21 protein-coding genes and 1 pseudogene are annotated in these 20,013 nt (G+C 63.1%); 11 read left to right on the plus strand and 11 right to left on the minus strand.

The genetic code is table 11. The features are described from left to right. Window positions 1-16: 16 nt before the first annotated feature. Window positions 17-334: a 2Fe-2S iron-sulfur cluster-binding protein gene (locus tag ACZ5TH_RS09330; RefSeq protein ID WP_464793718.1), complete on the minus strand. Its 318-nt coding sequence runs from the start codon at window positions 332-334 to the stop codon at window positions 17-19. 76 nt (window positions 335-410) lie between these two features. On the opposite strand from ACZ5TH_RS09330, the gene ACZ5TH_RS09335 reads away from it, so the two are divergent. From ACZ5TH_RS09335 to ACZ5TH_RS09345, 3 genes are all read left to right on the plus strand, one after another. After that, entirely contained in the window at window positions 411-1,028 is a 618-nt protein-coding gene (locus ACZ5TH_RS09335) for a DNA-3-methyladenine glycosylase family protein (protein WP_464793719.1), read from the plus strand. A gap of 4 nt (window positions 1,029-1,032) precedes the next feature. Beyond that, entirely contained in the window at window positions 1,033-1,263 is a 231-nt protein-coding gene (locus tag ACZ5TH_RS09340) for a DUF2188 domain-containing protein (protein ID WP_460986765.1), read from the plus strand. Window positions 1,264-1,332: 69 nt separating this feature from the next. Further along, window positions 1,333-1,770, plus strand: a complete 438-nt coding sequence (locus tag ACZ5TH_RS09345; protein ID WP_460986767.1) for a response regulator — start codon at window positions 1,333-1,335, stop codon at window positions 1,768-1,770. Here the strand turns inward: ACZ5TH_RS09345 and ACZ5TH_RS09350 are convergent. Beyond that, complete coding sequence (locus tag ACZ5TH_RS09350; protein WP_464793720.1) at window positions 1,715-3,238, minus strand: PAS domain-containing protein; 1,524 nt, start codon at window positions 3,236-3,238, stop codon at window positions 1,715-1,717. The two genes, ACZ5TH_RS09345 and ACZ5TH_RS09350, sit on opposite strands and share 56 nt — an antisense overlap. Next, entirely contained in the window at window positions 3,231-4,514 is a 1,284-nt protein-coding gene (murA, locus tag ACZ5TH_RS09355) for a UDP-N-acetylglucosamine 1-carboxyvinyltransferase (RefSeq protein WP_449474129.1), read from the minus strand. The genes ACZ5TH_RS09350 and murA overlap by 8 nt, the downstream gene beginning before the upstream one ends. Window positions 4,515-4,726: 212 nt before the next feature. Here murA and ACZ5TH_RS09360 point away from each other — a divergent pair, with 212 nt between their 5' ends. Continuing rightward, on the plus strand, window positions 4,727-5,461 hold the full coding sequence (locus ACZ5TH_RS09360; RefSeq protein WP_449474130.1) for a Crp/Fnr family transcriptional regulator: 735 nt from the start codon (window positions 4,727-4,729) through the stop codon (window positions 5,459-5,461). Window positions 5,462-5,476: 15 nt separating this feature from the next. Here ACZ5TH_RS09360 and ACZ5TH_RS09365 read toward each other — a convergent pair whose 3' ends face one another. Then, on the minus strand, window positions 5,477-6,043 hold the full coding sequence (locus ACZ5TH_RS09365) for an HNH endonuclease (protein ID WP_449474132.1): 567 nt from the start codon (window positions 6,041-6,043) through the stop codon (window positions 5,477-5,479). 96 nt (window positions 6,044-6,139) lie between these two features. On the opposite strand from ACZ5TH_RS09365, the gene gluQRS reads away from it, so the two are divergent. The 3 genes from gluQRS to ACZ5TH_RS09380 are packed head-to-tail and all read left to right on the plus strand — an operon-like array spanning window position 6,140 to window position 7,868. After that, on the plus strand, window positions 6,140-7,048 hold the full coding sequence (gene gluQRS, locus ACZ5TH_RS09370; RefSeq protein WP_464793721.1) for a tRNA glutamyl-Q(34) synthetase GluQRS: 909 nt from the start codon (window positions 6,140-6,142) through the stop codon (window positions 7,046-7,048). 9 nt (window positions 7,049-7,057) lie between these two features. Then, window positions 7,058-7,291: a twin transmembrane helix small protein gene (locus tag ACZ5TH_RS09375; RefSeq protein WP_449474136.1), complete on the plus strand. Its 234-nt coding sequence runs from the start codon at window positions 7,058-7,060 to the stop codon at window positions 7,289-7,291. A gap of 7 nt (window positions 7,292-7,298) precedes the next feature. Next, on the plus strand, window positions 7,299-7,868 hold the full coding sequence (locus ACZ5TH_RS09380; protein WP_464793722.1) for a cob(I)yrinic acid a,c-diamide adenosyltransferase: 570 nt from the start codon (window positions 7,299-7,301) through the stop codon (window positions 7,866-7,868). Window positions 7,869-7,894: 26 nt separating this feature from the next. Here the strand turns inward: ACZ5TH_RS09380 and ACZ5TH_RS09385 are convergent, their stop codons facing one another. Both ACZ5TH_RS09385 and typA read right to left on the minus strand, forming a co-directional pair. Next, window positions 7,895-8,947: a DUF1176 domain-containing protein gene (locus ACZ5TH_RS09385; protein ID WP_464793723.1), complete on the minus strand. Its 1,053-nt coding sequence runs from the start codon at window positions 8,945-8,947 to the stop codon at window positions 7,895-7,897. 125 nt (window positions 8,948-9,072) lie between these two features. Then, complete coding sequence (typA, locus tag ACZ5TH_RS09390; RefSeq protein WP_449474141.1) at window positions 9,073-10,890, minus strand: translational GTPase TypA; 1,818 nt, start codon at window positions 10,888-10,890, stop codon at window positions 9,073-9,075. Window positions 10,891-11,081: 191 nt separating this feature from the next. On the opposite strand from typA, the gene ACZ5TH_RS09395 reads away from it, so the two are divergent. Genes ACZ5TH_RS09395 through ACZ5TH_RS09405 form a run of 3 tightly spaced genes read left to right on the plus strand, consistent with a single transcriptional unit; the run spans window position 11,082 to window position 13,185 of the window. Beyond that, complete coding sequence (locus ACZ5TH_RS09395; RefSeq protein ID WP_464793724.1) at window positions 11,082-12,296, plus strand: toxic anion resistance protein; 1,215 nt, start codon at window positions 11,082-11,084, stop codon at window positions 12,294-12,296. Window positions 12,297-12,300: 4 nt separating this feature from the next. Beyond that, window positions 12,301-13,011: a hypothetical protein gene (locus tag ACZ5TH_RS09400; protein WP_464793725.1), complete on the plus strand. Its 711-nt coding sequence runs from the start codon at window positions 12,301-12,303 to the stop codon at window positions 13,009-13,011. Window positions 13,012-13,029: 18 nt separating this feature from the next. Beyond that, window positions 13,030-13,185: a hypothetical protein gene (locus ACZ5TH_RS09405; RefSeq protein WP_449474146.1), complete on the plus strand. Its 156-nt coding sequence runs from the start codon at window positions 13,030-13,032 to the stop codon at window positions 13,183-13,185. A 3-nt stretch (window positions 13,186-13,188) separates the two neighbouring features. Here the strand turns inward: ACZ5TH_RS09405 and ACZ5TH_RS09410 are convergent, their stop codons facing one another. The 3 genes from ACZ5TH_RS09410 to prfB form a co-directional block, all read right to left on the minus strand. After that, window positions 13,189-13,500 carry a PilZ domain-containing protein gene (locus tag ACZ5TH_RS09410; RefSeq protein WP_449474147.1) on the minus strand — a complete coding sequence of 104 codons (312 nt, stop codon included), beginning with the start codon at window positions 13,498-13,500 and terminating at the stop codon, window positions 13,189-13,191. Window positions 13,501-13,601: 101 nt separating this feature from the next. Next, on the minus strand, window positions 13,602-14,336 hold the full coding sequence (locus ACZ5TH_RS09415; protein WP_464793726.1) for a class I SAM-dependent methyltransferase: 735 nt from the start codon (window positions 14,334-14,336) through the stop codon (window positions 13,602-13,604). Further along, window positions 14,336-15,463, minus strand: coding sequence for a peptide chain release factor 2 (gene prfB / locus ACZ5TH_RS09420; RefSeq protein ID WP_196224571.1), 1,128 nt, complete (start codon window positions 15,461-15,463; stop codon window positions 14,336-14,338). Before prfB ends, ACZ5TH_RS09415 begins: the two co-directional genes overlap by 1 nt. Window positions 15,464-15,678: 215 nt before the next feature. On the opposite strand from prfB, the gene ACZ5TH_RS09425 reads away from it, so the two are divergent. Beyond that, a complete protein-coding gene (locus ACZ5TH_RS09425) occupies window positions 15,679-16,188 on the plus strand; it encodes a hypothetical protein (RefSeq protein WP_464793727.1) in 510 nt (169 codons plus the stop codon). A gap of 21 nt (window positions 16,189-16,209) precedes the next feature. Here ACZ5TH_RS09425 and ACZ5TH_RS09430 read toward each other — a convergent pair whose 3' ends face one another. Then, window positions 16,210-18,747, minus strand: coding sequence for a penicillin-binding protein 1A (locus tag ACZ5TH_RS09430; protein ID WP_464793728.1), 2,538 nt, complete (start codon window positions 18,745-18,747; stop codon window positions 16,210-16,212). A gap of 66 nt (window positions 18,748-18,813) precedes the next feature. Beyond that, window positions 18,814-19,632 (minus strand): annotated as a pseudogene (locus ACZ5TH_RS09435) (N-acetylmuramoyl-L-alanine amidase family protein); the annotation flags it as partial. Window positions 19,633-20,013: the final 381 nt, after the last annotated feature.

A 20,013-nucleotide genomic window follows, 5' to 3' on the forward strand; every position in this document is an offset into this window, starting at 1 on the left:
GCCCCGATCGGGAGGATCAGTCTTCCGGCGCGATGGTAACGCGCAGGCCGTCCAGATCGTCGTTCATCACCAGCTGGCACGACAGGCGGCTGCTCTCATTGCGATGATCGGAGCTGTCAAGCAGGTCGTTTTCGTCTTCGCTCAGCGAAGGCAGCTTTCCGGCGAAGGCGGGATCGACATAGACATGGCAGGTAGCGCAGGAGCAGCAACCGCCGCACAGCGCCAAAAGCTCGTCGAAACCGTTGTCACGAATAACTTCCATCACGGACAGGCCGCTGTCGCCCTCGACGGCCTGCTCTTCACCCGCACGGTTGACCACTATCAGTTTAGGCATGTACCTCGATCCCAAGATTTTCCACCGCCGCTCATAGGCGGGGGAGCCGATAAATCAAGCCGGAAGCAAGCAGAGCATGGTCACCACCTCCGAGCAGCTGCGAAACAGCCTAGACGCGATCGCCGTCCTCGAACCCGGTTTTGCCGCTGCGTTGGCGCGTGTCGGCTATCCCCTGCCGCGCGTGCGGGAGCCTGGATACGAGACACTGCTCCGCACTATCGTCGGTCAGCAAGTAAGCGTCGCTTCGGCCGCCGCCGTCTGGCGCAAGCTGGAGGCGGAACTGGGCGAAGGATGCGCGCCCGGCCAGTTGCTCTCCCGCGATTTCGACGCACTGCGGGCCTGCGGCCTGTCCCGTCAGAAGCAGGGCTATGCCCGGAGCCTCGCCGAACTGGTCACAAGCGGGCAGGTCGACCTTCACGCCCTGCCCCAGGATGACGAGGAGGCGATCACCCTTCTCACGCAGATCAAGGGCATTGGCCGCTGGTCAGCCGAAATCTACCTGCTGTTCGCCGAAGGGCGGCCCGACGTCTGGCCTGCGGGCGACCTCGCCGTCCAGATCGAGGTGGGCCGCATCCTTGGGCTTCCCGAACGGCCCAGCGAGCGCGAGACGCGAGCGCTTGCCGAACGGTGGCGGCCCCATAGGGGTGCTGCCGCGATCATGGCCTGGCATCATTATAATACGGAGGTACTCTAAACCCATGTCCCTGCCCCATGCACGCTACATCGTCCTGGAACATGAGGGCGTCTGGAAGATCAATCTGGACAACCGATATTATGGCCCCTTCGCCACCCGCGAAGCCGCTGTCGAGAACGCGACCGAGACGGCGCGCAAGGCCGGGGATGGTGGCTACCCCGCGAGCGTCCTGCTGATGCAGGGAACCAAGTTCGATACGCTCTGGACCAACCAGGAAGACGCTGCGTCTTCCTGACTTTTTTCGATTGTTGCGGAACCAGATGGCGGACTGGACATTATCGGCTCCAGTTTCGCGGGCAGAGGCATGAATAAGAAGGTTCTAATCGTCGAAGACGAAATTTTCGTCGCACTGGAGATCGAGCAGATCGTGGAGGACGCGGGTTTCGCGGTCAGCGCCATTGCCGCCGACCGTGAAAGCGCCCTTATGGCCGCTAATGACTGCGATATCGCTTTGGTGGATCTGAACCTGCGCGACGGGCCTACCGGGCCGGGCATCGGCATGGAGCTTGCCGCCCGATATGGCGTCCGGGTAATCTATGTGACCGCCAATCCCGCGCAGATCGGCGTCGCGGCCGAAGCCGCGCTAGGCGTCATAACCAAGCCCTTCCGACCGCACAGCATCGCCCAGACGCTTCGCCTCGCAGCGTGTGAACAAAGGGACTTGGAGACAGCCGATATTTACGGCTTTACGCCATTTCAGTCAAAGCCCGGCTCATGGAACGGCATGGAATCCACAGGCTGATCACCAGCCCTTCAGGCCGCCAGTCACGTTGCATCCTTCCACCCAGTTGCCGCTCTGCACTTAGCGCCATGAGGCGGCTGCCAAAGCCTTCCCGGTTCGACGGCTTCACGGGTGGCCCGCCTTCTTCCCGCCATTCGATGCAGATGTCCGCGTCCTCGCGCCGGACGTCGATATGGACACGCCCCGAAGGCGCGGAAAGCGCCCCATATTTGGCCGCATTGGTCGCCAGCTCATGGAAAAGCAGCGCGAGCGGCGTCGCCGAGCGGTCATCGATCGCGGGATCTTCGCCGGAGAATACGATGCGGCTTTCCCCCGCATCGGTATAGGGCGCGAAGATTTGCTCCAATATGCCGCGCAGGCGACCTTGCCGCAGATATTCGTCACCCTCAGCGCTGTGCGGACGAATGAAGTCATGCGCGCGGCCCAGCGCCATGATCCGGTCGCGCAGATCATCTGCCACCGGCCGGATCGCCGGGTCTTCACGCGCCGATAGCCCAATCAGACCCGTGATCACCGAAAAGATATTCTTGATCCGGTGCGACAGTTCGTGCGCGATGATCTCGCGCTCTTCCATCATGAGCTTCTGCTCGTGAATTTCCGTGCAGGTGCCGATCCACCGGGTGATGCGGCCTTCATCGTCGCGGATGGGCAGAGCGCGGCCCAGCGTCCAGCGATATTCGCCGCTGTGATGGAGCAGCCGATATTCTATCTCATAAGGATCACCGGTTTGCAGCGAATGGCGCCAGCACTGCCACGCGCGTTCGCGGTCGTCCGGGTGAAAGTTGCCGTTCCAGCCATCGCCATCCGTCGAATGTTCGGCCGCGCCGGTATATTCGTACCAGCGCGCGTTATAATAATCATGATAGCCGTCGGGCAGCGTGGACCAGACCATTTGCGGCATGGTGTCGGCCAATGTGCGGAACAGCCGGTCGCTTTCCGCCACCGCCTCGGCATCCTTGACCTGCTGGGCAATGATATCCTGGTCGCGACGGCGGCCCTCCAGTTCCATCATCACCTGGCGCGCGAGCAGGGAAAGGCCCTGACGTTGAAGCGATGTAAGGTCGTCGCGCGGTTTGTCATCGATGATGCAAAGGGCGCCCAGCGGCACGCCTTCGCCATTGAGCAACGGCGCCCCGGCATAGAAACGGATATGCGGCGGGCCGGTCACCAGGGCATTTGTGGCAAAGCGTGGATCGGCGCTGGCGTCCCGCACGACGAAGATCGCACCATCCTGCATGGCATGCGCGCAAAAGGAGAGGTCACGCGGCGTTTCTTCCGCATCCAGCCCGGTGCGCGCCAAAAAGCGCTGGCGTTCGTCCTCGACAATGCTGACCAGAGCGATCGGCGCTTCGCAAAGCGCGGAGGCGAATTCGGTTATCTGGTCCAGCGTGCGAAAGCCGCCGGCATCCAGATCATAGCGCGCCAGTACAGCCGCGCGATCCGTCTCCAGCCCCCTGCCGTCAGCCATCGCTGACCCGTTCGATGTCCGCGCCCACGGCCGACAGTTTTTCCTCCAGCCGCTCATAGCCCCGGTCGAGATGGTAGACGCGGTTGACCTGCGTCTCCCCTTCGGCGGCAAGCCCGGCCAGGATAAGGCTCATCGAGGCGCGCAGGTCGGTCGCCATCACGGGCGCGCCCACCAGACGGTCGACGCCCCGCACGACGGCGGTGCGGCCATTGACCCCGATGTCCGCCCCCATGCGCGCCAATTCGGGCACGTGCATGTAGCGGTTTTCGAAGATGGTTTCGGTCAGCACGGATGCGCCATCGGCCTTCGTCAGCATAGCCATGAACTGCGCCTGCATGTCCGTCGGGAATGCCGGGAAAGGCGCGGTGGACAATGTCAGCGGCTTCAGCTTGCCATCCGCCGTTACCCTGATCCCGTCCTTCAGCTCATCCACCTGCACACCCGCTTCGCGAAGGGCCGCAAGGATTGCATGCATGTCATCGGCGCAGGCACCCGCCAGTTCGAGCGAGCCGCCGGTGATCGCCGCCGCGCATGCGTAGCTGCCTGCCTCGATCCGGTCGGGCATGACGCTGTAGGTGGCGCCATGCAGACGGTCCCGGCCGTGGATGATCAGCTTGTCGGTGCCAACGCCCTCGATATCCGCGCCCATCGCGATGAGCAATTTGCACAGATCGACAATCTCCGGCTCACGCGCGGCATTTTCCAGAATGCAGGTGCCCTTTGCGAGAACGGCAGCCATCAGGGCATTTTCCGTCGCGCCCACGGACACCACGGGGAATGTGTAGATGCCGCCCGGCAGCCCGCCATCGGGAGCAGAGGCGCGCACATAGCCCGCGTTGATCTCAATCACCGCGCCAAACGCCTCCAGCGCCTTCAGGTGCAGGTCGATCGGCCGGTTGCCGATGGCGCAGCCGCCGGGCAGCGAAACCCGCGCTTCCCCTGCGCGCGCGAGCAAGGGGCCGAGCACCAGGATCGACGCCCGCATCTTGCGCACGATGTCATAGGGCGCCTCGGTCGAAGTGACCCGGCCCGCGCGCAGCGTCATGACACGGCCGAAATCCTCCGGCCGCGCGCCTTCGATCATGGTCGATACGCCTAGCTGGTTCAGCAGGTGACCAAAGCTGTCGACGTCGGCCAGGCGCGGCAGGTTGCGCAACGTGACCGGCTCATCCGTGAGCAGCGCGCAAGGCAGCAGGGTCAGCGCGGCGTTCTTGGCGCCGGAGATGGGAAGGCGGCCGCTGAGCTTTTTGCCGCCGCGTATTTGAATGCGGTCCATCGACTGGGTTCTTAACGCTAAATGCGTCAGGCGCAAGGCACGAGCGATCATTGCGGTTAACGCTACCGTGCTTCCCGGGATACGCTCGCGAAACATTTACACTTTCGGGTCGCTGAAATTGATCGAGTTTAGTGCGCGGCCCGCAAATGCAGCCAAAAGGCGAAAGGGGCGTTTTGCCACCGTAACGACAAACTTGATTAAAGGTGCTGTGGGTGGCGACAGGTTGTTTCGCGGACAGGCTCGCAAAGCACGTGCCCTTGTCCGACGAGGAGAGGAACGCGCTGACCAGACTGGAGGAAAATCCGCGCAAGGTAAAGCGCGGGGCCATGATCCAGCGCGTCAATGATACCGTGACGGAATTGTTCGTGCTGCGCGAGGGGCGGGTGATGAGCTTCGTCATCCTGCCCGATGGCAGCCGCCAGATTCTGCGCGTCTATTTCCCTGGCGATTTCATCGGTTCCGCCAGCACGATCTACAACAAGGCGCCCGAATCGCTCGTCGCGCTGTCCGACGCCATTGTCTGCCCGTTCGACAAGCACGCCTTGCGCCGGTTGCTGGAGGAATATCCCAGGGTCGCGGCGCTGCTATTCCTGCTGTCCAGTTCGGAAAAGGTCGCCCTCACCGATCGGCTCGCATCGCTGGGCCGCACATCGGCCAAGGCGCGCGTGGCGTCGTTCCTGCTCGACATTTTCGACCGGCTGCGCGTCACGGATGACGGCGTTACCGACAGTTTCGACCTGAAGCTGACGCAGGAGGAGATCGGCGACGCGATCGGGCTGACGTCCGTCCATGTGAACCGCATGGTGCGGCAGATGGAACAGGAAGGGCTGATCAGCCGGGCGAACGGCCGCATCACCCTGCTGAACATGGCGAGGCTGGAAGAAATTGGCCATTACACCAATCGGCACAAGGATATGGATCTGGACTGGATTCCCGCCCTTAGCTGACGGGCTGGGCGAGCGTCAGGCCAGCAGTTCGACATCCCAGTACAGCCAGTCGCGCCAGCTTTCATGCAGATAGTTGGGCGGAAAGGCGCGGCCATGTTCCTGTAACTGCCAGCTTGTCGGCCGGATCGGCGTGACGTGCAGTCGCATGCCCGCTTCCTTCGGCGTGCGCCCGCCCTTCCGCAGATTGCAGGGGGAGCATGCCGTGGCCACATTCTCCCAGGTCGTCCGGCCACCGGCGCGGCGGGGGACGACATGATCGAAGGTCAGGTCACTGGGCGATCCGCAATATTGGCAGGTGAAACGGTCGCGCAGGAACAGGTTGAACCGGGTGAAGGCGGGATGTTCGGACGGCTTCACATATTGTTTGAGCGCGATGACCGAGGGAATCTTCATCTGCAAGCTGGGGCTGTGCACCTCCCGCTCATAGCTGGCGACGATGTCCACACGTTCCAAAAAAACCGCCTTGATAGCGGTTTGCCAGGGCCAAAGGCTGAGCGGATAATAGCTTAACGGCGTATAGTCCGCGTTCAGAACCAGCGCCGGACAGTTTTCCGGATGTCGTATCAGGTCGGGATGGTACATAAGAACCCTCGAAACCCCATTTGCCAGGTTTCTGATTGATCAGGAACGTGACGGCAACATGACAGCATTAACCACCCCGACCCGTCAAGGGCCTGTATGATCCAATCCTCCCCGCCACAGCATATGGTAACCCGCTTCGCCCCCAGCCCTACCGGCAGGCTGCATATCGGCCATGGCTGGTCCGCGCTGATGGCGATGGACTTTGCCCGCGCGAATGGCGGCTCGTTTCACCTTCGCATCGAGGATATCGACGGCACCCGCAGCCGCCCGGAGCATGTCGCGGGCATAGTCGAAGACCTCAACTGGTTGGGGGTGGCGTGGGACGGCGAGATCATATTCCAGTCCGACCGGCTCGATGATTATGAAGCCGCGCTGCAAAGATTGCGGCAGATGGACCTTCTCTACCCCTGTTTTTGCACCCGCGCCGACATCGCGGCCAGCACGAGTGCGCCCCACGGGCCAGAGGGGCCTGTTTATCCCGGGACCTGTCGCGCATTGCCTCCGTCCGAGCGCGAACGGCGGATCGCGGCGGGCGAACCCCATGCATGGCGATTGGATATGGCGAAGGCGGTTGCGGCCGCAGGGGAACTCCACTGGAAGCCTGCCCCTCTCCTCACCTCCGCGCTGCCCCTCTGCGAACAGATGATAGAAGCAAAGCCCCAGAGCGCAGGCGACGTGGTCCTCGCCCGCAAGGATGCGCCTGCGAGCTACCATCTTTCCTGCACCCTCGATGATGCCGCGATGGGCGTGACCCATGTGCTGCGCGGGGAAGACCTGTTTGCCGCCACACATGTGCATCGACTGCTTCAGGCGCTGCTCGACCTGCCATCGCCCATCTATTGTCACCATCCCCTGCTCGTCGGCGCGGATGGCAAGCGCCTTGCCAAGCGCGATGGCTCGATCGCCCTTGCGGATTTGCGCGCGCAAGGCGTCGATCCCGCCGCCCTCGCCGCCGATCTACGCGGGGCGCGCTTTCCGGTTGGCATTTCACTGGCGAAGTCATAGATTCAGCCCATGAACACCGTTCTTGTCATCGCCCTCATCCTTGCCATGGCCGCGACGCTCTTTGCGTTGATCCGGGGCATCATCGCCTTTCTTCAGACGACGAAGGAGCAACTGAACGCGCCAGATGGCACGCCCAGCCCTTCCAGCCTGAAACAGAACAAGATGATGATGAACCGCATCCTGTTTCAGGCGGCGGCCGTCATCATTGTCGCAATCCTGCTGCTGATGAAGGGCAACGGCTGATCCGCGGATGGTGAAGCTCAACAAGATCTACACCCGCACTGGCGATGCGGGCTCGACCGGCCTTGTGGACGGATCGCGCCTGCCCAAACATGCGCCGCGCATGCAGGCGGTGGGCGATGTCGATGAAGCGAACAGCGCTATCGGCCTTGCCATCCTGGCCATCGGCGAACGGCCCGAAGCGGGCTGGCTGACGACGATCCAGAATGATCTGTTCGATCTGGGCGCCGACCTGGCGACGCCCGTGCCGGAGGGGCAGGATGAACCCTGGGCGCTGCGCATCATCGCCACGCAGGTCAAGCGGCTGGAAGACCAGATCGACGCCATGAACGCCGATCTGCATCCGCTGGACAGCTTCATCCTGCCCGGCGGGTCGCCCGCCGCAGCCGCCGTCCATCTCGCCCGCGCCATCACGCGCCGGGCCGAACGCAGCGCTACGGCAGCGGCTACGGAAGTTGCGCTCAATCCTCAGGCTCTCGCCTATCTCAATCGGCTGTCCGACCTGCTCTTCGTCCTGGCCCGACGCCTGAATGGCAATGGGGCGGACGACATCAAATGGGTTCCCGGCGCCTCGCGTTAAGGCGGCGGGTCAAAGGCGCCGCAGTCCTATTGCACGACCTTAGCCGACCAGGTGGTGATCCAATGCCACGCGCCACGGCACTCGCCCATGGCGCTTGCGGATACCAGCCGGAACCTGACGCCGTCCCAGACATAGCTTTCGCTGCTGCCGCAATCGCCCAGGCCCCGGCCCTTGGCATAGCTTTCCAGCGACGCGCTTTCGGGCGTCCAGGATGCGTTGACCAGCATGGGCTTGGCCGCATTCTCGCTCCATCCCGGTTGATAGTCGAAGGACGCGTAGCGGAAGCTGCGCCGTCCCGGAATGCCGGTCGCGATCACCGGAACAGCGGAAAAATTATAAGCACCCGCACCGCAAGGAACCAGCACCAGCGTCTCGGTTCGGGAGAGGCGGTAAAGTTCCGGCGGGGATGCGTCGCGCATCTCGTCGGCGCAGGCGGTGAACTTGCCGAGCGCCGCCAGTTCCTCGCGCCACAGCGTCACCGGAGCGGCGCCTGCGGGGATGAGCGCCCGGCGTATCGAAAGCATCGGCGGCGCGGCACGCACGGCGTTGGCGGCCAGCGGACCTGTGGCGACCAGCGCCGCCATCGTGCCCGCGCGCCCCTGCCTTGCATCCATATAGCGCATGGCGGCAGCGGCTCCGGCCAGAGAAGGACGCGCGATCAGCGTGCCAGCCGACCGCAGCTCCAGCTTCGACCCCCGCGCCATGGCGATGGCGAGCGCCGACGCCTGCGGTCCTTGCAGCCGGGCTTCCCCATCCCTACTGACCGTCGTCGCGATTTTCCGGCCGTCGACCAGGAAACTGACATCTTCCTGTCCCTTTGCGTCGCGGCTTATCGAGATTTCCGGCCCAGACCCGCCACCGGCATCCCGCTGAATGCTCAGCATGACCGGCTTGTCCGGCCAGTCGGCCCCTTCCGGCAACAGGGACACGGCTTCGCACCGGCCGCGATTGTCGCAACCGATGGTCCAATCCTTGTAGGTTTCCAAAGTGCCGGGCCGAGGCGTCTGAGCAGAAAGCGGCGCCGATGCGATGAACGCGGACAGCATAGCTGCCAGCGCGATTAAGCGTGTGTCCCCCATGGGTTAAGTATAACTTAATTCATAGGCGGACGGTAGTAGCTTCCTTCGCGCGACCCGAGGAGCCGTTGGCCAACGGGAACCCCATAATGAAAAAGGCCGGTGTCCTTCGACACCGGCCTCTTCGATCAAGCCGCCTTGGCGCGCGACATGCGCTTGCGCTCGTTCGGATCGAGGTAGCGCTTACGCAGACGGATATTCTTGGGCGTCACTTCGACCATTTCATCATCGTCGATATAGGCGATCGCCTGTTCCAGCGTCATCTTCTTGGGCGGGGTCAGGCGGACGGCGTCATCCTTGCCGCTGGCGCGGAAGTTGGTGAGCGCCTTCGACTTCATCGGATTGACTTCAAGGTCTTCGGGCTTGGCATTCTCACCGATCACCATGCCTTCGTAGAGCGCTTCGCCCACGCCAACGAACAGGATGCCGCGCTCTTCCAGCGGACCCAGCGCATAGGCATTGGCTTCGCCCGCACCATTCGAGATGAGGACGCCGTTCTTGCGGCCTTCGATCTTGCCCTTGTGGGGGCCGTACTTCTCGAACAGGCGGTTCATGATGCCGGTGCCGCGCGTGTCGGACAGGAATTCACCATGATAGCCGATCAGGCCACGGGAGGGGGCTGAGAAGGTGATGCGGGTCTTGCCGCCGCCCGAGGGGCGCATGTCGGTCATCTCGGCCTTGCGGATGTTCATCTTGTCGACGACCGTGCCGGAAAATTCATCGTCCACGTCGATGACGACGGTTTCATAAGGCTCGGTCTTGTTGCCATTTTCGTCTTCGCCGAACAGCACGCGCGGACGCGAGATGCCGAGTTCAAAGCCTTCGCGGCGCATAGTTTCGATAAGGACGCCCAGCTGCAATTCGCCACGGCCAGCGACTTCGAAGCTGTCCTTGTCGTCCGATTCCGTCACCTTGATCGCGACGTTCGATTCCGCTTCGCGGGCCAGACGGTCGCGGATCATGCGGCTCGTCACCTTGCTGCCTTCACGGCCCGCCATCGGCGAATCGTTGACGGCAAAACGCATCGACAGGGTCGGCGGATCGATCGGCTGCGCCTGGATCGGCTCGCTGACCGAGGTGTCGCAGATGGTGTTGGCGACGGTCGCGACGGTGAGGCCTGCGAGGCTGATGATGTCACCCGCCTTGGCTTCGTCGACCGGTACGCGGTCGAGGCCCTGGAACGACATGATCTTCGACGCGCGGCCGGTTTCGATGACCTTACCGTCCATGTCGAGCGCGTGGATCGCCTGGTTCACCTTGACCGTGCCGGACTGGACGCGGCCAGTCAGGATACGGCCGAGGAAGTTGTCGCGGTCGAGCAGCGTCACGAGGAAGCTGAACGGCGCGTCCTGCTCCAGCGACGGCGGCGGCACATGGTCGACGATCTTCTGGAACAGCGGCTCCAGAGTGCCTTCGCGGCGCTGCGGGTCTTCGCTGGCATAGCCGTTGCGGCCCGAAGCGTAGAGGACGGGGAAGTCGAGCTGTTCGTCATTGGCTTCGAGCGTCACGAACAGGTCGAACACTTCGTCCAGCACTTCCTGGATGCGCTCGTCGGGACGATCAACCTTGTTGACGACGACGATGGGACGCAGGCCCAGCGCCAGCGCCTTGCCGGTCACGAACTTGGTCTGCGGCATCGCGCCTTCGGACGAATCGACCAGCAGGATGACGCCGTCGACCATGGAGAGGATGCGCTCCACCTCGCCGCCGAAGTCGGCGTGACCGGGGGTGTCGACGATGTTGATGCGGGTGCCGTTCCATTCGACCGAGGTCGGCTTCGCCAGAATGGTGATGCCGCGTTCTTTTTCGAGGTCGTTCGAATCCATCGCCCGTTCTTCGACCCGCTGATTATCGCGGAAGGTGCCGGACTGGCGGAATAGCTGGTCGACGAGTGTCGTCTTGCCATGGTCAACGTGCGCGATGATCGCGATATTACGCAGGGACATGCATGTGCCTTTGGGATTTTGGTTTTCCCGGCCGGCACCACGCCTGACCAGATGTATCGCGCGCGCCCCTACAGGAAATGACGCGTTGCGGCAAGGGCGAGGGCCGCATTTGCATCGGCCGGAACGCAGGACCATATTCCACATTGAAGCACCACTGTTATAGTTACATATAACAGCTTGAAGGAGACGTTATGGCCAGCACAGCGCCCACGACGGCGACCGCCGACACGCTCAACCTGACGCCGCCCGATCCGGTGCCGCCCGTCGCGCCGGAGAAAGCTGCGGGCCTCGTTCCGATCGATGAGGAAAAGCGGTCCAAGCTGGACGAGAAGGTCGATGCCTTTATCGACGACCTTGTCGCGCAGGACGCCAATTCCCCTGAATTCGGACAGCGGGTGGACCAGCTGACCAATATGGGCCGCAAGGAAATCGCCGAAGCGGCGGGCCATTCCAACCGCTTCCTCGACCGGCCCGTCCGCGCGATGGACAGCGACAATAAGGTGGGCGCGGACCTTGCCGAGTTGCGCCGCACTGTCGAGGATCTCGATCCCGGCAAGCGCGGCAGTCTGCTAGCGCCCAAGAAGCTTTTCGGCATCATCCCCTTCGGCAACAAGCTGCGCGACTATTTCGACGGCTACAAAAGCGCGCAGGGCCACATCAATTCGATCCTTGGCTCACTGGCGAGCGGCAAGGACGTGCTGATCAAGGACAATGCCGCCATCGATGTCGAGCGGCAGAATATGTGGGCGACCATGGGCCGTCTGGAGCAGATGATCCACATCTCCAACACGCTCGACGCGCGGCTGGAGGCGAAAGCGCTGGAACTCGACTCTGCCGATCCAGCCAAGGCCAAGGCGATCCGGGAAAGCGCGCTCTTCTACATCCGCCAGCGCACGCAGGATCTGCTGACGCAGATGGCGGTCACGGTGCAGGGCTATCTCGCGCTCGACCTCGTCAAGAAGAACAATGTCGAACTGGTGAAGGGCGTGGACCGCGCCAGCACCACGACCGTCGCCGCGTTGCGCACCGCCGTCACCGTGGCGCAGGCGCTGGCGGGCCAGAAACTGGTGCTCGAACAGATCACCGCGCTCAACACGACCACCGCGAACATGATCGATTCGACCGGCGAGATGCTGAAGAACCAGACCGCGCAAATCCATGAGCAGGCGGCATCCAGCACGATCCCGATCGCAACGCTGCAACGCGCTTTCCAGAATATCTACGACACGATGGATAATATCGACACGTTCAAGGCCAAGGCGCTGGAGAATATGAAGACGACAGTGAACACGCTGACGACCGAGGTGGAAAAGTCGAAAGGCTACATCGCCCGCGCAGAAGGTCAGGCGCAGGCCGCGCAACAGGCGCGCGCCGACAATCCGCTGCTGAGCGCGATCGAGGCATAGAGAAGTGAGCAGGTCCGACCGGGTCCTTGCCGATGCGGAGGCAGTGCTTCACCGTCACGGCGAACGCGGGCGCAGCCTTTCGGCACGGGCGCGGCAGAGGCGCGGCGCTGCCCTGATGCGGAAAGCGAAGTGGGCCTTCTGGTCAGTGCTTGCCATCCTCATCGGCAGCATGGTCGCGGGCTTCTTCATCCCACTTGGCACGACCGGCGTCATGGTCGCGCTGGGGCTTATCATGGCGGCGCTGCTGCTGATCGCCGCCCTCCCCTCCGAACCGCGCGTCCGGACGCAGGCGCTTGCAGCCGCCCCCATTTCCGCCCTGCCGCTCCAGACCGAAATCTGGCTCGACAATCAGCGCAAGGCCCTCCCCGCCCCCGCCGTCGCTCTGGCGGACAGCATCGGCGTCAAGCTGGAAACGCTCGCCCCCCAGCTTGAACGCCTCACCGATCAGGAACCCGCCGCGCAGGAAATCCGCAAGCTGCTGTCGGATCACCTGCCCGAACTGGTCACGGGCTATGAATCCATCCCCGTCCCGCTGCGCCGACAGGAACGCAACGGCCGCGTCCCGGAGCAGCAACTGGTCGAAGGTTTGAACGTCATCGACACCGAACTCGCCCGGATCAGCGAGACGCTTGCCAGCGGCGATATCGACAAGCTGGCGGTACAGAACCGTTTCCTCGAACTCAAATATCAGGAAGCAAAGGAACTTGGCCGCTAGGCCAGCGGTCCTTCTGTCATGATCCACCTGACGCTGATCATCGTCGATTTTCTGACCGGCCTGCTCGCCGCCGGTGCGTGGGCGCTTGCATCCGCCGGGGGCGTCATCGCCGCGCTGCTGGGCGGCGGATTGGTCAGCGCATCCCTGTTCCGAAGATGGCGCAAGCGGGGCTGAACCTCAACTTCCGCGAATAAGGGTGTCGATCGCCTCATCGGCCAGGAGTTGGCTAAACTGAATGCCGAAGCGCTTGCCCCGCGCCCACATGACCCGGCCGCTTGTTTCCACGCCGATGGCCTTTATTGCCACATAACTTCCCGTAGCAGGCGGCGTTTCGCAGTGCGCCAACGCTCCCGATGTGGATAGGTCGAGGAAATGACCGCGCATCTCCGCATTGCCGACGCATAGAGTGACAGGGCCGAACATCTTGTGTCGTGCAGTGTGCCGCCGCTGTTCGGCATTACCCGTCAGGAATTTGCTTTGGTCGATCATACCGAGCTTCTCCCCCCGGCCACTCAATCACAAAAAGGTCAAGGCGATCCACAGAATCATGGTTAACTCGCCATTAGCTACCTTTTCCCCTAGGGAAACCGCTAATTTGTATCAGCCGTGCTTTTGATGGCACAGGGCACGATGCTTTGGGGGGACGGCCGGGCCGTGATTCTGCGAAAGCGGGCGAAATAGCCTCCCGCCGTTGGCTTGGGCACCAGTTCCTCCAGCCGGAAACCAACCGATGCGAGTTCACAGATCAGTAGGCGCGGCGGCGTGCCATGCTGCCCGGTCGGGCGATCCGCGTCGACGACGATCAACTCGCCATCCTTCTTGAGCGCCGGACTGAGGTTCCACAGAAAAGCATAGGGTTCCGCAATCTCATGATACATATGGACCATGAGGATGCGGTCGAAGCTGTTCTCCGGCAGCTTCGGGTCTTCCGGCGCGCCCAGCCGCACGCTGACGTTGCGCCAGTCCTCGCGCGTGATGCGGCGGGACAGGGCCTCGATCACTTCCGGCATGATGTCTTCGGCCAGCACGCGACCCTTGGCACCCACCCGGTTTGCAAGGCGGACAGTATAATAGCCTTCGCCAGCGCCGATATCCGCGACCGTCATGCCCGGCCGAATGCCCGCGCGGTCCATGATATCGTCGGCTTCGTTAACGCGATCGCGCGCTTCTTCGCTGGACCAGCGGGTCGAGACGATGGGCGCGACCGGCCTGTCGGCTCGCGGAAAGTCACGCGCGGCAGAGGGCCGGTCATCCTGCTTGGCGGATGACAACAGGCCGCAGCCTGCCAGCAGGAACAATGATCCCGCCAGCGCGCCCCGCATCATCAGTCGACATCCTCCACATCGACCTTCTCGCCCGTCACCTTCTGCGACAGGGCAGCCGCCATGAACGGATCGAGCGCGCCATCCAGCACATCGTCAGGAGAGGTTGAGGTAACGCCGGTGCGCAGGTCCTTCACCAGCTGATAGGGCTGGAGCACATAGGAACGGATCTGGTGGCCCCAGCCGATCTCGGTCTTCGCCTGATATTCGCCCGAAGCCGCCGCCTCGCGCTTCTGCAACTCGGCCTCGTACAACCGGGCCTTCAGCATGTTCATCGCCGTCGCGCGGTTCTTGTGCTGCGACCGGTCATTCTGCGACGCGACGATGATGCCCGAGGGGATGTGGGTAATACGAACGGCGGAGTCGGTGGTGTTGACGTGCTGCCCGCCCGCGCCTGATGCTCGATAGGTGTCGATCTTGAGGTCGCCTTCATTGACCTCAATCTCGATATTGTCGTCGATCACCGGATAGACCCAGACGGACGAGAAGCTGGTGTGCCGCCGCGCCGAGCTGTCATAGGGGCTTATGCGCACCAGCCGGTGCACGCCACTTTCGGTCTTGGCATAGCCATAGGCGTTCTCGCCCTTGAACAGGAAGGTCGCGGACTTGATGCCCGCCTGGTCGCCCGCCTGATAGTCGACCAGTTCCACCTTGTAGCCGCGCCGTTCCGCCCAGCGGCGGTACATGCGGGACAGCATTTCGGCCCAGTCCTGGCTTTCCGTGCCACCTGCGCCCGCATGGATTTCCAGATATGTGTCGCTCGCATCGGCTTCGCCCGCCAACAGCGCCTTGATCTTGTCCTCGTCGGCGCGGTCGGCGAGCGCCTTCAAGGATGCAACGCCCTCATTGACCATGTCCTCATCGCCCTCGGCCTCGGCCATTTCGATGAGCTCGGCGGTGTCGGTCTTTTCGCTGTCGATCGCCCGGGTCGCGCCGATCGCGGCTTCCAGCCGCGTGCGTTCGCGCATGACTTCCTGCGCCATCTTCTGATTGTCCCACAACGTCGGGTCCTCGACGCGAGCGTTCAACTCGTCGAGACGGCGCAGCGCGCGATCCCAGTCGAGGAAGCGGCGCAGCAGGTCCAGCGCGGCGTCGATACGGTCGATATATTGCTGCGCTTCGGCGCGCATGGGAACTCTCCAGACAATTCGGGGCGCTCCCCGGCATCGGGCAGGAAACGCACTAAACGCCTGCCCCTATCCGAGGGCAGGGGATTTGGGAAGGTTCAATCCTCCAAGCCATGTCCGCGCAGTCTCCCAACAGGCCAGGCAAACCTTGTCCCTCCAGAAGCTATGCCATACACCTCGACCACGCCCAAAAGAGGCGCAAGGAGAGGAACGACATCTTGGCTGAACGACAATCTACCCATCCCGCACCGGCGCAGGCGGTGCTCGTGATACTCGCGCTCGTACCGATCATCGGGATTTTCTACGCCATCGGATCCGCCTTGGGCGTGGCAAGCTTCCTTTTCTTCGGTTTCATATTCGTGCTTTATTGGGCTGGTATCAAGGGCATGAATCCTGCGGAGTTCGCACCCGCGCTGTGCGGTTCCCTTGGCGGATTGGGCCTGGCATTTCTGCTGCACAGCCTGCCAACTGTTCTGGGCATGGCCGGAATGGCTATCGGATTGGTTGGCGTGGTCGTCGCGATCTACCTACTCATTCGCGGCCAGGCCAGCCTGATCGTCAACAATGCCTTCATGCTGCTGCTGACGCTCGGCAACCCCATGATATTTGAAAAGGACGCGGATTTCGCCGCTGCGGCAGTCGCGATCGTGGCAGCGGCAGCCTATGTCGGGGGGCTCGCATTTCTGATGAAACGCTTCTCCGGCGGGTTGCGCGCAAAGACGCAATAACGGGCCAGCAAAGGCGGGAGGTTAGTAAATCCCGCCTTGATCCTGCAGGAAGTCGCTGTCGGTCCGCTGCCGCGTCTGCGACCCCGCCTCGCGCCGGGCGGCTGCCTGTTCCTGAGCGGCCACCTCTTCCTTGCGGATCGATCGGCGCGGTTCCGTCTCGGGCTTGAACGCTTCCCAGATCACGGCGGGCTTGGGCTCGTCGGTGGGCCAGACGCCATAGACGCGCTTGCCCGACCGGCGATCGATCGTGACCATGCGGATGCCCGCGGGGGCGACGAAGGGCGTCTTGGGCATCGTTTCCAGCACGGGCGCCATCGCCGCCTTCCAGATCGGCGCGGCGATGCGGCCACCCTGCGCCCAGCCGCCCAGGCTGCGCGGCTGGTCATAGCCCATATAGACGCCCGCCACGATGTCGGGCGACCCGCCGACGAACCACACATTGGTCGGCCCGTTGGTCGTACCCGTCTTGCCGAACAGCGGCCGCTTGAGGTCGGCAAGGACCGTCGCAGTGCCGCGCTGGATCACGCCTTCGGCGATATGCACCACCTGATAGGCGGTCATCGGGTTCATCACCTGCCGCCCTTCAAAGCCGAAGCGTGGCATGGGTTTTCCATCCCAGTTCGCCATGTTGCAGCCGTCGCAGGCGCGCCAGCGCAGCGGCCAGATCACCTTGCCGCGCCGGTCCTGCACATAATCCATCACCTTGGGCGAAAGCTGGCGGCCCTGATTGGCGAGCATCGCATAGGCGTTCACCATCCGCTCGACCGTGGTTTCGCCCGCGCCCAGAGCGAAGGAGAGATAGGGCTGATAATCGCCGATCCCCATCGCCTTGATCGTGCGGACGACACGATCCATGCCGGTCTGGCTGGCGGCGCGCACCGTCATCAGGTTGCGCGACTGCTCCACGCCCCAGCGCATCGTCTGCGGCCCGGCGCTGCCGCCGGAAAAGTTGCGGAAGCATTTCTGGCCAAGGCCCGCGCCCTGATAAACGCATAGTGGCCCATCGACGATGATGGAGGCTGGCGTCATCCCACCGTCGAGCGCGGCGGCATAGACGAACGGCTTGATGGTCGAACCGGGCTGACGCATCGCCTGCGTCGCGCGATTATAGGAGGACAAGCGACTGTCGAAGCCGCCCTGCATCGCCAGGACGCGCCCGGAATGGACCTGTTCGGCCATCATCCCGCCGGACACTTCGGGCACGTTGCGTAGCGCCCAGGTCGATCCGTTGCGGGCTACCGCGATCAGGTCTCCCGCCTTCATGCCGTTGAATGCGGGGCCGCCCACGCGGCGATAGGGCATCTGCGCGGCGCTGGCGGGCAGCGTTCCGGTCGATCCGTCGGAAAAGCCGATTTCGGCGCCCGAAGAATTTCGGTCGATAACCGCCGCTATGCGCCAGTCGGCATAATCGATCCCGATATAGCTTGCCGCCAGTTCGCGCTTCCATCCACGGGCCATGTCGATCTTGCCCAACGGGCCGGACCAGCCCTTGCCCGCGTCGAAACGGATCAGGCCGTTGCGCAATGCCGTCGCGACGCCTTCCTGCAACTTGGGATCATAGGGGCTGCGCACCCACAGGCCGCCTGCATAGACGCTGTTAGGGCCGTCCTCCGCCTTTTCACCAAACCGTTCGATAAGCCGCCGGCGGACCTCTTCCATATAATAGCCGCCCGCGCGCGCGTCGAAGCTGGAGCCATGCGGTGGCACCGTGCCGAGCGGTTGTGCCTGTGCTTCGTTCAATTGCGCCTGACTGATCCAGCCATTCTTGTACATTTCGCCCAGCGCCCAGTTGCGCCGGTCGAGCGCGCGCTCGTGGCCGGTTTGGCTTTCGGGGCGGTAATTTGCCGGCCCCTTGGGCAGGATGGCGAGATAAGCCATCTCGTGCAGCTTCAGGTCGCCCACATCCTTATCGAAATAGGCGCGCGCCGCCGCCTGCACGCCATAGGCGTTCCGGCCGAGGAATATCTGATTGAAATAGAGTTCGAGGATCTGCTGCTTTGTCAGCACGCCTTCCATGCGATAGGCGAGGATCATTTCCTTCACCTTGCGCGTCGGGGAATATTCATCGCCGATCAGCAGGTTCTTGGCGACCTGCTGGGTGATGGTCGACCCACCCTTGGCGCGCTGGCCGGATCCGATCTTCGTCACATAGTCGAACACGGCGCCGAAGAAGCCGGGAATATCAACGCCATGATGTTCGAAGAAAGTCTTGTCCTCCGCCGCCAGATAAGCGCGGATCAGCAGAGGGGGATAGTCGCTATATTGCAGCTGGACGCGGCGCTCGCGCGCATAGCTGTGCACCGGCTGGCCATCGATGTCGCGCACGATCGTGGGCAGCGGCGGCTCATATTCCAGCAGCGTTCCGGCGTCGGGCAGGCCGCGCGCGAAGATGATCCAGAACAGCAGATAGGCGAGGAAAAGTCCGCCCAGCGCGATCGCCGCCCAGCGGAACCAGCGCCGCTGCCAAAGCGGGGAAAGCCTTTCCCGGAACGCGCGTCCACCCCCGCGCAAACGGTCGGCAAAGGACAAGCGGGCGGTGTGGGGACGGGCCTCTTCCATGACGAGAGGAGGCTCTAAGGTCAAAATGCGGCCAGCGCCAGTGCGGATCGTCGGGCCGCGCCGCGGTCAGCCGCCGCCGAGGGGCAGCTTGCGGGCGAAATATATCTCGACGGCCTTGGCAACGCCCTTCGCGATGCGGCTGCGGCCCTCCGGTGAGGCCAGGAAGGCGGCATCCTCGGCATTGCTGAGATAGCCGGTTTCGAACAGGACCGACGGCGTGTCCGGCGCCTTCAAAACCATGAGTGAAGCATAGCGGTGGAACGTAGTGCGGAAGGGCAGGAACGGCGCCCCCTCCCGGTGAAGAAGGCGGGCGAAATTCGCCGATTCCTTCATTGTTTCGCGCTGCGTCAGGTCGATCAGGATTGACGACACCTGATCAGTCTGCCCGCCCAGATTAACGCCGTTCAGAACGTCCGCCCTGTTCTCCCGCGCCGCCAGCCGCGCCGCTTCCCGATCCGATGCCACTTCCGACAGGGTGTAGACCGTCGCGCCCCGCGCCTCATGATTGTCCGCCGAATCGGCATGGACGGAAATGAAAAGGTCCGCATTCATCTTCCGCGCGATGCCATAACGTTCCTGCAGGACCAGAAAGCGGTCGTCATCCCTTGTCAGCGCGACGCGGAGACGGCCCGACTTCACCAGCTGATCCCGGATCGCCTGCGCGATCGCGAGCGTCAGATCCTTTTCGCGCTCGCCGGTTTCCGCGTTGATCGCGCCGGGATCATGCCCGCCATGCCCCGCATCTATGACGATCAACGGGCGTGACGCGTCGGCTGATCCTTCCACCCTTGGCAGCGAGAGACCGCGCGCAACCGGCGGGATCGGCACGGTGATGCTGTGCAGTCGCTTGGCCGGACGGGGCGCCATAGACGCTGGCTTGTCGTAGCTGATGCGCTCCGTCCCCTGAGGACCGGCCAGAAAAGCAGTTGCCAGGGCAAGGGCGTGCAGCATGGCGCGCTTGTGCCCCGCACCGCCCCATGCCGTCCAGCCCCATTTCTGCGGCGGCCATTCGACCCTGCGTTTACCTTTGCTTCACCATGTTGGGCGATTAAACGCAGGAATGGCAGCATTCGTCCTGGACCAAACAATTTTGCGGGGGACGTTGCTAGGCTGGCCTTAGGCTGCTACCCATTCACATTCCTGAAAGAAACGCCCACATTAGGCCCGTTTCTTCATCAGGAACTTTCACGGCAGCATCGGCGGGCGCCAAGGCGCTTGAGACCCGATGCGACGAACAGGTTGACGCTGCATGAGGCATGATTTCCA

This window comes from Sphingobium sp. TomTYG73, assembly GCF_055394245.1.